The organism is Actinoplanes sp. G11-F43, assembly GCF_050589265.1.
Lineage (GTDB): Bacteria > Actinomycetota > Actinomycetes > Mycobacteriales > Micromonosporaceae > Actinoplanes.
On sequence record NZ_JBNZCE010000052.1, the window covers coordinates 41,792 to 55,270 of the forward strand.

9 protein-coding genes are annotated in these 13,479 nt (G+C 70.2%); 6 read left to right on the top strand and 3 right to left on the bottom strand.

Annotated features, from left to right (window positions below; genetic code table 11):
- Nucleotides 1–73 precede the first annotated feature (73 nt).
- The 5 genes from ACQ0O7_RS41330 to serA all read left to right on the top strand — a co-directional run bounded on the left by ACQ0O7_RS41330 (nt 74) and on the right by serA (nt 7,558).
- Nucleotides 74–2,452 (top strand): putative bifunctional diguanylate cyclase/phosphodiesterase, encoded by a 2,379-nt coding sequence (locus ACQ0O7_RS41330; protein ID WP_430791253.1) that lies wholly within the window; start codon nt 74–76, stop codon nt 2,450–2,452.
- Between the two features lie 144 nt (nt 2,453–2,596).
- Nucleotides 2,597–4,429 carry an acetolactate synthase large subunit gene (locus tag ACQ0O7_RS41335; RefSeq protein WP_430791255.1) on the top strand — a complete coding sequence of 611 codons (1,833 nt, stop codon included), beginning with the start codon at nt 2,597–2,599 and terminating at the stop codon, nt 4,427–4,429.
- Nucleotides 4,426–4,944: an acetolactate synthase small subunit gene (ilvN, locus tag ACQ0O7_RS41340; protein WP_430791257.1), complete on the top strand. Its 519-nt coding sequence runs from the start codon at nt 4,426–4,428 to the stop codon at nt 4,942–4,944. Before ACQ0O7_RS41335 ends, ilvN begins: the two co-directional genes overlap by 4 nt.
- 27 nt (nt 4,945–4,971) lie before the next feature.
- Nucleotides 4,972–5,985, top strand: a complete 1,014-nt coding sequence (gene ilvC, locus ACQ0O7_RS41345; RefSeq protein WP_430791259.1) for a ketol-acid reductoisomerase — start codon at nt 4,972–4,974, stop codon at nt 5,983–5,985.
- A gap of 31 nt (nt 5,986–6,016) precedes the next feature.
- A complete protein-coding gene (gene serA / locus ACQ0O7_RS41350) occupies nt 6,017–7,558 on the top strand; it encodes a phosphoglycerate dehydrogenase (protein ID WP_430791261.1) in 1,542 nt (513 codons plus the stop codon).
- Here serA and ACQ0O7_RS41355 read toward each other — a convergent pair.
- From ACQ0O7_RS41355 to ACQ0O7_RS41365, 3 genes are all read right to left on the bottom strand, one after another.
- The gene (locus tag ACQ0O7_RS41355) at nt 7,555–7,905 is read right to left on the bottom strand and encodes a hypothetical protein (protein WP_430791263.1); all 351 of its coding nucleotides are present in this window, start codon (nt 7,903–7,905) and stop codon (nt 7,555–7,557) included. The two genes, serA and ACQ0O7_RS41355, sit on opposite strands and share 4 nt — an antisense overlap.
- A gap of 109 nt (nt 7,906–8,014) precedes the next feature.
- Nucleotides 8,015–9,853, bottom strand: coding sequence for an ALF repeat-containing protein (locus ACQ0O7_RS41360; protein WP_430791265.1), 1,839 nt, complete (start codon nt 9,851–9,853; stop codon nt 8,015–8,017).
- On the bottom strand, nt 9,853–11,703 hold the full coding sequence (locus ACQ0O7_RS41365; protein ID WP_430791267.1) for a hypothetical protein: 1,851 nt from the start codon (nt 11,701–11,703) through the stop codon (nt 9,853–9,855). The genes ACQ0O7_RS41360 and ACQ0O7_RS41365 overlap by 1 nt, the downstream gene beginning before the upstream one ends.
- A gap of 613 nt (nt 11,704–12,316) precedes the next feature.
- Between ACQ0O7_RS41365 and ACQ0O7_RS41370 the strand changes: the two genes are divergently transcribed.
- Complete coding sequence (locus ACQ0O7_RS41370; protein ID WP_430791269.1) at nt 12,317–13,246, top strand: hypothetical protein; 930 nt, start codon at nt 12,317–12,319, stop codon at nt 13,244–13,246.
- The last annotated feature ends 233 nt before the right edge of the window (nt 13,247–13,479 follow it).

The window sequence follows — 13,479 nt, forward strand, 5'->3', positions numbered from 1 at the left end:
CACCCATAGTGCCACTGCGCAGGCCGTCCACCGCCCCGGACGTCCACAGCTCGGGACACATGGGGTGTCGTAAATGCCGAAGATCCGGCAGAGTGTGTTCGTGCATTCACCGTCCGGTATGGATCTGGCCGGCCTCGCGGGCCTGTTCGTGGCCGTACCGGCGGTCGCCTACCTGGGCCGGTCCGGCCGCCGGCACACCGGCGCCGCCCGCCGGGCCCACCTGCTGCTCGCCCTGGGCGGCGCGATCGTCACCGCCGCCGCGCTGGCCGGCCTGGTCACCGCCCTGATCAGCGGGCACACCGCGACCGAGGGGCACCACAAGGCGCTGGCCACCGCGGTCGCCGTCGGCACCGGCCTGGGCACGCTGATCCTGCTGGCCGGCACGGTGGCGCTGCCCGGTTCGGCGCGCAGCCCCGGCGCCGCGGTCCGGCACGTGCTGGACGGTCTGGTGATCGCGGCCTCACTCTGGTTCGTCGGCTGGGTGCTGATCAGCCGGCCGACCCGGATCCTCGGCGACGCCACCCCGGACCGCTGCCTGGCCATCCTGCTGCCGGCCGTGCTGCTGGTGATCGCGCTGGGCCTGACCGCGGTGATGGGCCTGCACGCCCACCGGCCGCGGCGGCACACCGTCCGGGTGGCGGCCGGGGTGACCGTGGTGGCCGCCGCGGCGAACCTGCTGGCCATCGGGATCTGCCGGGACAACGACGGGTTCACCCTGGTCAGCGGCCTGCTGTTGACCGGCGGGCTGGTCCTGGTGGCCTGGGCGGTGCGGGCCGCCGACCGGCCGGTGATGGTCTCCGGCGACGTCCTGGAGCGCGGCCCGGCGTATTCGGTGGTCCCCATGCTGGCGGTGATCGCCGCGCTGGGCTACCACATCGTCCAGGGCGGGTCGCTCGACGTGCTCGGCTATCTCGGCGCCGCGGTGGAGTGCCTGGCCGTGGTGGCCCGGCAGTACCTGGCGCTGGAGGACGTGCGCAGCTACACCCTGCGGCTGCGGGAGAGCGAGGCGCACTTCCGGGAGCTGGCGCACACCGATCCGCTGACCGGCCTGGCCAACCGGCGGGGCCTGCAGGAGGCGCTGCGCTCCTCGGTGGAGCGGACCGCGCTGATCGGCATCGACCTGGACGGCTTCAAGAGCGTCAACGACCTGCGCGGGCACGACGTCGGTGACGCGGTGCTGGCCGAGGTGGGCGCCCGGCTGCGGCGCAACCTGCTGGCCGGGGACGTGGCGGCCCGGCTGGGTGGCGACGAGTTCGCGGTGCTGATGCGCGGCGACGCGGACGAGGCCGTGCTGGCGGCGCACCGGCTGCTCGCGGTGCTCGGTGAGCCGTACGAGGTCGATGGTGGTTCGATCTTCCTCTCCGCGAGTCTCGGGGTGGCCGCCACCGGCGCCCTGCTGCACGACGCCGACCTGGCCCTGCGGTACGCGAAGCAGCGCGGCAAGAACCGGGTGGAGAAGTACCAGGCGAAGTACGACGAGCTGCTGCGCCGCCGCGGCATCCTGACCGGCGAGCTGCGGCACGCCATCGACCGGGGCCAGCTGCACCTGGTGTTCCAGCCGGTGGTGGCGCTGCCGTCGATGCGGCCGGTGGGCGCCGAGGCGCTGCTCCGCTGGACACATCCGGAGCTGGGCAAGGTCGCGCCGCTGGAGTTCATCCCGGTGGCCGAGGAGTCCGGGCTGATCAACCGGATCGGCGCCTGGGTGCTGGAGGAGTCCTGCCGGCAGCTGGCCGAGTGGCGGGCCAAGGGGCACGACGTCTGGCTGTCGGTGAACCTGTCGCCCAAGGAGCTGCACGACGCGGATTACGCCGGCCGGGTCGCCGATGTGCTGGAGGAGTACGGCGTACCACCGCAACGCCTGGTCCTTGAAGTGACCGAGCACGCGGTGGCGACGGACATGGAGGAGCTGGTCCGCCGGCTGGCCGAGGTGCGCGCGACCGGGGTGCGGATCGCGCTGGACGACTTCGGCGCCGGCTATTCGTCGCTGACCCAGCTGCGGACCCTGCCGGTCGACATCCTGAAGATCGATCACGCGCTGGTGGCCGAGCCGGAGTCGCGGACCGGGACGGCCGCCCCGCTCGTTGACGTGGTGGTCCGGCTGGGGCACCGGCTCGGCCTGGAGGTGCTGGCCGAGGGGATCGGCACGCCGGCCCAGCGGGAGGTGGTCGAGGAGGCGGGCTGCCGCCTCGGTCAGGGCTCGCTGTTCGGCTGGGGGGTGCCGGCCGAGCATTTCGAGTCGCGGCTGCTGTCCTCGCGGCCGTCCCCGCGACCGGCTCCGGAGCCGCGCACCACTCCACGGAGTGACGCGCCGGCGCGCAGTCAGGTGGTCCGCCTCGGACCCGGAATGCGGCAGGTCAGGGCGTTGTTGCCGAGCGATCCGGATTTCGCCGCGGTAACGCGTGATCAAAATGTGGGATCAGTTGACTCAGGCCGTGAGATGGGGCAAGGTTAGCCGCATGTGCTTCGCGTCCCGAGTACTTATCTGAGCGCACCACTCCCCGACCGAGGGAGGGTGCGCTAGGTCCCGTGCTTCCGCACGTGGGCCTTTTTTGTTGCTCAAGTGCCGGGACCGCTTACCGAAAAGGTCTGACTTGCCATGACTAGACCCACTCCTGAAACCCTCGCCCATCGAGCCACTCCGGCCACCGTCGCGGCTGCCGTGAACTCCGCGCCCGCCACCGTGGCCCCGGTAGCCACCACCGGTGCCGGCGCGCTCGTCCGGTCGCTCGAGGCACTCGGGGTGGAGGTCGCGTTCGGCATCCCGGGCGGGGCGATCCTCCCGGCGTACGACCCGCTGTTCGACTCCAAGGTCCGGCACATCCTGGTCCGCCACGAGCAGGGCGCCGGGCACGCCGCGACCGGCTACGCGCAGGCCACCGGCCGGGTCGGCGTCTGCATCGCGACCAGTGGACCGGGCGCCACCAACCTGGTCACCCCGATCGCCGACGCGTACATGGACTCGGTCCCGATCGTCGCGATCACCGGGCAGGTCGGCCGTTCGTTCATCGGCACGGACGCCTTCCAGGAGGCGGACATCCAGGGCATCACCCTGCCGATCACCAAGCACAACTTCCTGGTGCAGAACGCCGAGGAGCTGCCGCGGATCCTGGCCGAGGCGTTCCACCTGTCGATCACCGGCCGGCCCGGCCCGGTCCTGGTGGACATCCCCAAGGACGTGCTGCAGTCGCAGACCACCTTCCAGTGGCCGCCGACGCTGGACCTGCCCGGGTACCGCCCGACCCTGCACCCGCACGGCAAGCAGATCCGCGAGGCGGCCCGGCTGATCGCCGCGGCCAGGCGCCCGGTGCTGTACGTGGGCGGCGGCGTGCACAAGGCCGGCGCCACCGACGGGCTGCGCAAGCTGGCCGAGCTGACCGGCATCCCGGTGGTCACCACCCTGATGGGCATCGGCGCGTTCCCCGACTCGCACCCGCAGCACCTGGGCATGCCCGGCATGCACGGCACGGTCCCCGCGGTCTACGCCCTGCAGAAGGCGGACCTGCTGGTCACCCTGGGCGCGCGGTTCGACGACCGGGTCACCGGCAAGCTGGACTCGTTCGCGCCGGACGCCAAGGTGGTGCACGCCGACATCGACCCGGCCGAGATCGGCAAGAACCGGCACGCCGACGTCCCGATCGTCGGCGACGCCCGGCACGTGATCGACGAGCTGATCGCGGCGGTGTCGTCCGGCGCCGGCGGCACCGAGCAGTACGCCGCCTGGTGGTCGACGCTGAACGACATCCGGGAGCGGTACCCGCTGGGCTACGAGGAGCCGACCGACGGCACCCTGGCCCCGCAGTACGTGATCGAGCGGCTCGGCGAGATCGTCGGCCCGGACGCGATCTACTGCGCCGGGGTCGGCCAGCACCAGATGTGGGCGTCCCAGTTCATCAAGTACGAGAAGCCGGGCACCTGGCTCAACTCCGGTGGCGCCGGAACCATGGGGTACGCGGTCCCGGCCGCGATGGGCGCCAAGGTCGCGCAGCCGGACACCACGGTCTGGGCGATCGACGGCGACGGCTGCTTCCAGATGACCAACCAGGAGCTGGCCACCTGTGCGCTGGAGGGCATCCCGATCAAGGTGGCTGTGATCAACAACGGCAACCTGGGCATGGTCCGGCAGTGGCAGACCCTGTTCTACGACGGCCGGTACTCCAACACCGAGCTGGGCACGCACAAGCACCGGATCCCGGACTTCGTGAAGCTGGCCGAGGCGCTCGGCTGCGTCGGCCTGCGCTGCGAGTCGAAGGACGACGTCGACAAGGTCATCAAGCAGGCCATGGAGATCAACGACGCGCCGGTGGTCATCGACTTCACGGTCGGCAAGGACGCCATGGTGTGGCCCATGGTCGCGGCCGGCACCAGCAACGACGAGATCATGTTCGCCCGGGACGTGCGCCCGAGCTTCGACGAGGACGGCCTCCTGTGACCCACCAACACACCCTTTCCGTGCTGGTCGAGAACAAGCCCGGCGTGCTCGCCCGGGTCAGCGGACTGTTCTCCCGGCGCAGTTTCAACATCGACTCCCTTGCGGTCGGCGAGACGGAGAACCCGGACGTCAGCCGCATCACGATCGTCGTCAACGCGGAGAAGTCCCCGTTGGAACAGGTCACCAAGCAGCTCAACAAGCTGGTCAACGTCCTGAAGATCGTGGAGCTGGACCCGGCCCAGTCGGTCCAGCGCGAGCTCCTGCTGGTCAAGGTGCGTGCCGATCGGGCGCAGCGCGGCCAGGTGCTCGAGACCGTCGAGCTGTTCCGGGCGCGGGTGATCGACGTCGCACCGGACACCCTGACGATCGAGGCCACCGGTAATCCCGACAAACTGGATGCGTTGCTGCGCGACCTGGAGCCGTACGGCATCAAGGAGATGGTCCAGTCGGGCCTCGTGGCCATCGGCCGCGGGTCCCGTTCCATCACCACCGGCCCAGCGCTCCGCGCCGCCTGAGCTCTCCCACAGAAAGAAGAAAAAAGAATGACCGCGGAAGTTTTCTACGACGGCGACGCCGACCTGTCGATCATCCAGGGCAAGAAGGTCGCCGTGATCGGCTACGGCAGCCAGGGCCACGCGCACTCGCTGTCGCTGCGTGACTCGGGTGTCGAGGTCGTGGTGGGCCTGCAGGAGGGCTCGAAGAGCCGTCCGAAGGCCGAGGAGCAGGGCCTCACCGTGAAGACCCCGGCCGAGGCGTCCGCCTGGGCCGACGTGATCATGGTGCTGGCGCCGGACACCGCACAGCGCAAGATCTACGCCGAGTCGATCGAGCCGAACCTGTCCGCGGGCAAGGCGCTCTTCTTCGGCCACGGCCTGAACATCCGCTTCGAGCTGATCAAGCCGCCGGCCGACGTCACCATCGCCATGGTCGCCCCGAAGGGCCCGGGCCACCTGGTCCGCCGCCAGTACGTGGACGGCAAGGGCGTCCCGGCCCTGATCGCGATCGAGCAGGACCCGACCGGCGAGGGCCAGGCGCTGGCGCTCTCCTACGCGAAGGCGATCGGTGGCACCCGCGCCGGTGTCATCAAGACCACCTTCAAGGAGGAGACCGAGACCGACCTCTTCGGTGAGCAGGCCGTCCTCTGCGGTGGCGCGTCCGCGCTTGTGCAGACCGGCTTCGAGGTGCTGACCGAGGCGGGCTACGCCCCCGAGATCGCCTACTTCGAGTGCCTGCACGAGCTCAAGCTGATCGTCGACCTGATGTACGAGGGTGGCATCGCCCGCCAGCGCTACAGCGTCTCGGACACCGCCGAGTTCGGTGACTACGTCTCCGGCCCGCGCGTGATCAACGCGTCGGTCAAGGAGGAGATGAAGAAGATCCTCGCCGACATCCAGTCCGGCGAGTTCACCCGCCACCTGATCGCCGACGACGACGCCGGCGCGCCGGAGCTCAAGAAGTTCCGCGAGGAGGCCGCCAAGCACCCGATCGAGATCACCGGTGCGAAGCTGCGCGGCATGATGAGCTGGGTGGACCGGCCCATCACCGAGACCGCCTGATTCATAGGGAAGGTCTCTAATATCGAAGTCTATGAGTCCAGTAGTGCTCGTCACCGAGGAACTGGCAGCAGCCGCGCTGGAAGTGCTGGCTGAGGACTTCGAGGTAAGAGTCATCGACGGTACGAATCGGGCAGCGCTCCTCGGGGCGCTGCCCGATTCGCATGCGGTGATCATTCGCAGCGCCACCCGGATCGACGCCGAGGCCCTCTCCCACGCCGGCCGGCTCCGGGTCGTCGCCCGCGCCGGCGTCGGCCTCGACAACGTCGACATCCCCGCCGCCACCGCCCGCGGCGTCCTGGTCGTCAACGCGCCCACCAGCAACATCGTCTCCGCGGCCGAACAGGCGGTGGCCCTGCTGCTGGCGGTGGCCCGGCACACCGCGTCGGCCAGCGCCGCACTCAAAGGCGGTGCCTGGCGACGGTCCGCGTACACCGGCGTCGAAGTGCAGGGCAAGACCGTCGGCGTGATCGGGCTGGGCCGGATCGGTGTGCTGTTCGCCCAGCGGATGGCCGCCTTCGGCGTACATCTGATCGCCTACGACCCGTACGTCCAGCCGGCCCGCGCGGCCCAGCTGGGGGTCCGGCTGACCAGCCTCGACGACCTGCTGCGGGAGAGCGACTTCATCTCGGTGCACCTCCCGCGTACGGCCGAGACCATGGGTTTGATCGGGGAGAAGGAACTCGGGCTGGTCAGACCCACGGTGCACATCGTCAACGCCGCCCGGGGCGGGCTGATCGACGAACGGGCGCTCGCCGACGCGCTGACCGAGGGCCGGGTGGCCGGCGCCGGACTGGACGTCTTCGCGACCGAACCGCTCACCGAATCGCCACTGTTCGCCCTGGACAACGTGGTGGTCACCCCGCATCTGGGCGCCTCGACGGTGGAGGCGCAGGACAAGGCGGGCCTGGCCGTGGCGCGCAGTGTCGGGCTGGCGTTACGCGGCGAGTTCGTGCCGGACGCGGTCAACGTCCGGGCCGGTGGACCACTCGACGAGGGCGTCCGCCGCCTGCTGCCGGTGGCCGAGAAACTGGGCCGGGTGCTCACCGCCGTCGCCGGGCACCTGGCCGAACGGGTCACCATGGAAGTGGCCGGCGAAGACACCGGAATCCTCGAACTGGCCGTCCTGAAAGGGCTGTTCACCCCGGTGGTCAGCGAACCGGTGACGTTCGTGAACGCGCCCCGCCTGGCGGCCGAACGGGGCGTCACCGTGGACACCGTGCCCGGTGACGACACCCTGCGGATCCGTGGGGCGCTGCCGGACGGGCGGTCCGTGAGCGTGGCCGGACGGCCGGCCAAACTGGTCGGGGTGGACGACTTCGACCTGGACCTGACACCGGACGGGGTGCTGCTGTTCCTCCGCTACACCGACCGTCCCGGAGTGGTCGGCCGGATCGGCACCACCCTGGGCCGTGCCGGAGTCAACATCGCCGCCATGCAGGTCGCGCGCCGGGCGGCCGGGGGAGAGGCGCTGATGACTCTGACCGTGGACTCGGCGGTCGAGCCGGACCTGCTGGCGACGGTGGCCGCCGAGATCGGCTCGTCCCGCGCCGCGGTGGTCGACCTGCGGACCTAGAAGGCCCGGTACACCGAGCCGTCCTGCAGATCGAGCAGGTCGAGGTGGAACTGGGCGGCATACTTCTCGATGAGCTCCAGCACCACGTCGGCACAGTTCTCGTCGAGTTTCATGTGGATGTGGTCCGACTCGGCGTGCAGCGGCACGTTCGCCCAGGGCGACGGGGCCTCCGCCAGCCGTGGGCCACGGTCGGGGTAGTGACTGGTCAGGGCGTCGTAGAAGGCGACGACGCGGGGGTCGGCGGGCTGCTGCGGGTGCACACCGTTGGCGCAGCGCTCGTTGGCGGCCCGGACCGTCGCCGGTTCGGCCGAGGGGGCCATGGCCCACACCACAAGGTCGAAACTCACCGGCGCATGGTGCCATCACCAGGTTCCGGCGTCGTGAACCGGCCTCCCGACACGCGGACACGGTTTACGCCGGTGACACGGCCGCAGCCGCGCCACCGGCGTACCGCTGTCAGTCGGTGATGCTGATGTCGTCGAAGCGGGCCTGGAAGAAGCCGGTCTTGGCGGGCTGGTCGTACGCCAGCACCAGGGTGGTGATCGCCCGGCCGTCGAACAGGCCGCCGAGGTTGACGGTGACCTTGTTCCAGGTGTGGATCTTCAGCTTGCCGCACTGGTGCGCGGGGTGGGCCCGGTTGCCGTTCTGGTCGACCGCACCGGAGTCCCGCAGGTTACGGCCGTCGCTGAAGACCAGGTCGACAGCGGTGCAGGTGCTCATCGCATCGTTGTCGGGGAATACCCAGTAGCTCAGCGTCGTGGTCGGCTTCACGGTGACCCGGTTGAGCGGAAGCGCGCGGAAGTAGGCGTACGACTGGGTGGCGCTGTGGTCGTAGCCGTGGATGCTGACAGTCCGCTTGCCGGTGTTCGCCCAGTCGGTGTTGATCCGCGCCACCGGTTTGGTCGCCATGCACTTGTTCAGTTCGGCCTGCCAGTACGCCTTCTCCTCGGTGGCCATGCTGATCTGGACCTGGGCCGAGGCGATGCCCTGCTTCAGCTTCTCGATCACGGCGGGGCTCGGCCGGGGCTTCGCCTGCTCCGCCTTGAGCTGCGCCTGCGTGTTGGCGAGGAGGGTGCGGGCCGTGGTGAGCGCCTTGTCCCGGGCGGCCAGCTCCTGCTTCTCGTAGCTCGACTCGCAGTCGTTGACATTGCTGAACGCGCCGGTCCACGCCGGGCTGTCGGTCCACTCCAGGGGGACCTCGCCGTCCTCGAATCCGGTGACCAGGTCGAGGTCGTACCGGCCCACCCGGACGAACTCGGCCAGCTGCTCGGGGGTGCCGGCGAGAGCCTTCCGGGCCGCCACCGCGAGCAGGTGGAACTTGTCCGCGGTCGCCTGGCGCAGGGTCTGCTCGGCGGTCGCTACGTCGGCTTCGAACTTCTTGCGCAGCGCCAGCAGGCGGTCGTTCTCCCGCGCCTCGTGGATGCCGGTGTGGATGTAGGCGTTCCAGTCGGCGGGCTCACGGCTGAGAACGGCTCGCTCGGCACCGGTCTTGACCGCGCTGTCCGCCGGCGCGTTCTCCCACAGGTAGGTGATGAAGTCGCGGTCACTGGCGGCGAGCATGCCGTCGGTGGCGGCGACCAGCAGGACGGCCAGCGCGCGTTTCCGGGCGGCTTCCTCGATCAGCTTGAGCCGGAGCGCCTCGTCGTTCTCCGTCTCGATCCGGATCTGCTCCTCCCGGTCGGCCTCGTGCGCGGTCACGATGCCGTTGCCGAGGAACGCGCGGCGGTCGCCGTCGGTGCCGTTGTTGGCGGTGTCCGCGGCGGCCTTGACCCGGTTGCCGGCCCGGCCACTGTTGCGCAGCTCGGTGACGAACTCCTTGAGGGCCATGCCGAGTTGGTCGGTGCCGACCGTGAGACCGATGGTGAGGGCGGCCTTCTGCTTCAGCTCACGGTCGAGCCGGTCCTGTTCCTCGGCCGCGACCTGGATGGCGACGTCGCGCTGCTTGGCCGCGAACACCTCGGTGCGGATGAACAGCGTGCACGGGGTGCTGTCACCCTGCTGCAGGACCACCTGGCTGGCGAAGGCATTGACCGCCGCGGCACGTACCTCCGCGCGGTTGGTCTGGCCCTTGAGCGCCTCCCAGATGGAGATGGTGAGGTCGCAGTCCTTCTGGCCGGTGTACTTCGGTTCCGGCGGGATGCCGAGGGTGTTGAGGGCCGCGGCCTTCTCCGCGAGAGTCGCCGTCGCGACGGCGGCGACGGCCGGGGCCGGCGCCGGCGACACGGTCAGCGCGACCACGGTCGCGGCGCCCATGAGGGTGCGGGTGAACATCGTCGTCTCTCCGTGCTGGGCCATCAGTCGGTGATGGAGATGTCGTCGAAGTAGCCGCGGTACGAGCCGGTGTTGGCCGCCTGGTCGTAGCCGATCTGCAGCGCGGTGATGGCCTGGCCGTTGAACCGGGTGCCCAGGTTCACCTCGACCTTGTTCCAGGTCTCCGGCGTGAGCTTGCCGCACTGGTGGGCCGGGTGCGCCCGGTTGCCCTTCTGGTCGACCGCCCCGGAGTCACGCAGCGTCGCACCGTTGCTGAACGACAGGTCGACCGCGACACAGGTGCTGTTGGCCGCGACGACGTGGCTGACCGTGGTGTTCGACTGGGGGTAGACCCAGTAGGTCAGCTTGGTGGTCGGCTTGACCGTGATCCGGGTCAGCTTGATCCCGGTGAAGTACGCGTGCGACCGGGTGGTGTTCTGGTCGACGCCGTAGTAGCGGATCGCGCTGGTCCCGGCGTGCGCCCGCTCGTTGGCGACGACCGAGTGCTCCGGCTTCTTGGCGGCGCAGGCGGCGGCTGCCGCGGTCGCCTCGGACTTCTCGGTGTTGGCGGTGGCGAGCCGGGCCTTGGCCTGGACGAGCCGTACCGCTGCGGAGGCCTTCTCGGCGGGAGTGGTCGCGGTGGCGACCAGGGCCTCGGCGACCCGCACGGCGGCGGCGGCCGTGGTGGCCGCCGTGGTGGCGGCGGTGACCCGGGTGGCCAGGCTCTTGGTCTCGGCGATCGGGCAGGCGTTGACGCCCTGGATCGCGTTGGTCCACGCCGCGGTGTGGTTCGCGGAGAGCGGCACCTCTCCGCTCTCGAACCCGGTGACCAGGTCGAGATCGAACTGGCCGACCCGGACGAACCTGTCCAGCTCGGTGGCGGTGCCGGCGAGGGCCTTGCGGGCGGCGACGGCGAGCACGTGCTGACCGGCGGCGGTGGCGTCGGCGCGGACCTTCTCGGCCTTGGCGACGTCCGCCTCGTACTTCTTGCGGAAGGCGATCTGCCGGTCGGTCTCGCGGGCCTCGTGGATGCCGGTGTGGATGAAGGCGTTCCAGACGGCGGGCTCACGGCTGAGGACGGCGCTCTCCGCGGCGCCGCGGACCTCGCTGTCCACCACGGCGTTCTCCCAGATGTACGTGATGAAGTCACGGTCGCTGGCGGCGAGCATGCCGTCGGTGGCCGCGATCAGCAGGACGGCCAGCGCGCGCTTGCGGGCCGCCTCCTCGATCAGCTTGATCCGGAGCGCCTCGTCGTTCTCCGTCTCGATCCGGATCTGCTCCTCCCGGTCGGCCTCATGCGCGGTCACGATGCCGTCACCGAGGAAGGCGAGCTGGTCGGCGTCGGAACCGTCGTAGGCGGTCTGGGCGCCCGCCTTCACCCGCGTTCCGGCTTTGTCGCTCTTGCGGATCAGATCCACGAAGTTGCGTACGGTCAGACCGAGGTCGTCGGTGCCGACGGTGAGACCGATGGTGAGCGCCGCCTTCTGCTTCAGCTCACGTTCGAGCCGGTCCTGTTCCTCGGCCGCGACCTGGATGGCGACGTCGCGCTGCTTGGCCGCGAAGACGTCGGTGCGGATGAACAGGGTGCACTTGCTGGCGTCACCGCCCAGCGAGACCGGGTCTGAGTAGGCGGTGACCGCGGCGGTACGGACCTCGCCGCGGAACTCCTGGCCGTCCAGCGCGTTCCAGATGGCGATGGTCAGATCGCAGTCCTTGTACGCGGTCATGACCGGGGTCGGTTCGAGGCCGAGCGCCCGGAGCGCCGCGGCCTTCTCCGCCAGCGTCGCGGGCGTCTCGGCGGCGTATGCCGGAGCCGGGAGCGAGGTAGCGGCCAGCACGACCGCGGTGGCGGCACCGGCCAGGCCGGTCAGCCTGGTACGCGTGATGATGTTCACGTAGGCCCTTCTGATTCTGGGAACGGTCGTGCGGCCGGCAGCGAGACGTCGTCTGCCGGGCACGCGAGATCGACAGCCGTCGCGGGCCCGCGGTGGGCGTGCCGGATGGCTGTGTGTGGTGCGGGAAGAAGTCGGATCCCCCGGGGGGTCAGCGATACCGGCGTGGTTGGTCCGGCGGTATCGGCGCCGTGCGGGTGGGAGCTGATGATGTGCGCAAATGGAACCCCGTGATTCACTGCGCGTCGCGTCCACGCCTGGGCGTGGCCGGCGTCCCCGTATGCCGGATGCGTCGCGGTCGGCCGGATGCTATCCATGCGATCGATGAACCCGCAAGGTCAATTGTCACTCAGGGTTTCCCGGCGAAAACCCTCGGCGTTCGATTCGACGATCATGTGGTTCAATGTCGGCGGTGCGAGCCCATTGGTCCAAATGGATGGCGCACCACCTGCGGTGATGGTCGAATTTTGAGTTCCACGGGGGATCTTGCATGTACGCACGCGCTCTAGCTGCGGCGATGTTGGCTCTGGGGGCCGTGACATCGATGGCGGCACCGGCGGTAGCCAGCCCGCCCGGGGTTTCCGTCGCGGCCGTCAATGACGCTGAGTACGATTTCGTGCTCTGGCTCGCCCAGTACGACGAACGCGCCATGGTGCGTTCCACGGCATGGACCGCCCTGCTCGAGACGGATGTGGCGGCGGGGATTCTGCGGTTTTTCGAATCGGAATGGGAATACGCAGAGTTACTGGCGGCGGATGGTTCGGCACGTAATAACGACTTCGTCAAGTACGTGGTCGACACCTGCGTCCCGGAGTATTCACCCGAGGTTTGCGCGGCGGCGGTGAACGTGCTGTACGGCTCGCCCGAGGAGCAGGAGGAGTTCGTCGCCACCGGGTACGCCGCGGCCAAGGAACGCGACCGGCGGGACCGTGACGAGATCGGCGAACAGGCCGCCGCACTGGTCGCGGCCGACCGGCTCTACGTGACCCGCTTGCGTGACGGCGACCCCGGCGCCCAGGTGCGTCTCGCCGCGGCATGGGCGCTGCGCGACGGCGCGAGTGACAGCGATCTGGTGGAGTTCTTCAGCCACAGCTGGGCGTACTCGGCCGGTCTCGACGTGCGGGCCCATCGCACCGCGATCGCCGTCCGGGACGCGGCCTGGCGCCGTGAGGTCGTGCGCCTGACCCTCGCCGCCGAGGAGGCCGAGCGGAAGGCCCGGGAGACCGCCGGTGAAGCCCAGGCACAGGCCCGTGCCGCCGCCGCCCGTGCGTGGGGCGGCATCGCCCGGAACGCCGGCCCGGCCCGGGTGGCGTGGCAGGACGCCGAGCGGACCGCCCTGGCGCAGGCCGAGGTGTGGCGCCAGGTCGCCGCCGCCGCGGCCGCTGCCGACAGTGCCAACTGGAAGCCCATCCTCGGCGCCTCCGGTGACATCGGCGGCCAGTGGGCCACTGACACCACCACCGCCGGTAAGCAGGCCGCCTACTGGGCGGACCTGTACACCAAGGCGGTGGCCGCCGAGCAGGCCTGGTCCAAGACCCCCGCCTGACCCACCCCGACTTCAACGCTCCGGGGCCGCCGCGGCCCCGGAGCGCCTCCGCCTGCTGAACGGATACCGGTCGTGACACTCAAGACGCGGCTTCGTGCTGCCCTGATATCGGTGCTGGCAGCTACTGTCCTCGGCGCCGGACTCCACGCCCCACCAGCCCTCGCCGCCGACCCCACCCCGGCGCCCGCCTCGACTGCGGAACCGCGTCCGGAGATCGAGGTCCCGGAGTTGGT

Coding starts and splice junctions, on each gene's coding strand:
- ACQ0O7_RS41330 (WP_430791253.1), top strand. CDS start 74: ATGCCGAAGATCCGGCAGAGTGTGTTCGTGCATTCACCGTCCGGTATG.
- ACQ0O7_RS41335 (WP_430791255.1), top strand. CDS start 2,597: ATGACTAGACCCACTCCTGAAACCCTCGCCCATCGAGCCACTCCGGCC.
- ilvC (WP_430791259.1), top strand. CDS start 4,972: ATGACCGCGGAAGTTTTCTACGACGGCGACGCCGACCTGTCGATCATC.
- serA (WP_430791261.1), top strand. CDS start 6,017: ATGAGTCCAGTAGTGCTCGTCACCGAGGAACTGGCAGCAGCCGCGCTG.
- ACQ0O7_RS41360 (WP_430791265.1), bottom strand. CDS start 9,853: ATGGCCCAGCACGGAGAGACGACGATGTTCACCCGCACCCTCATGGGC.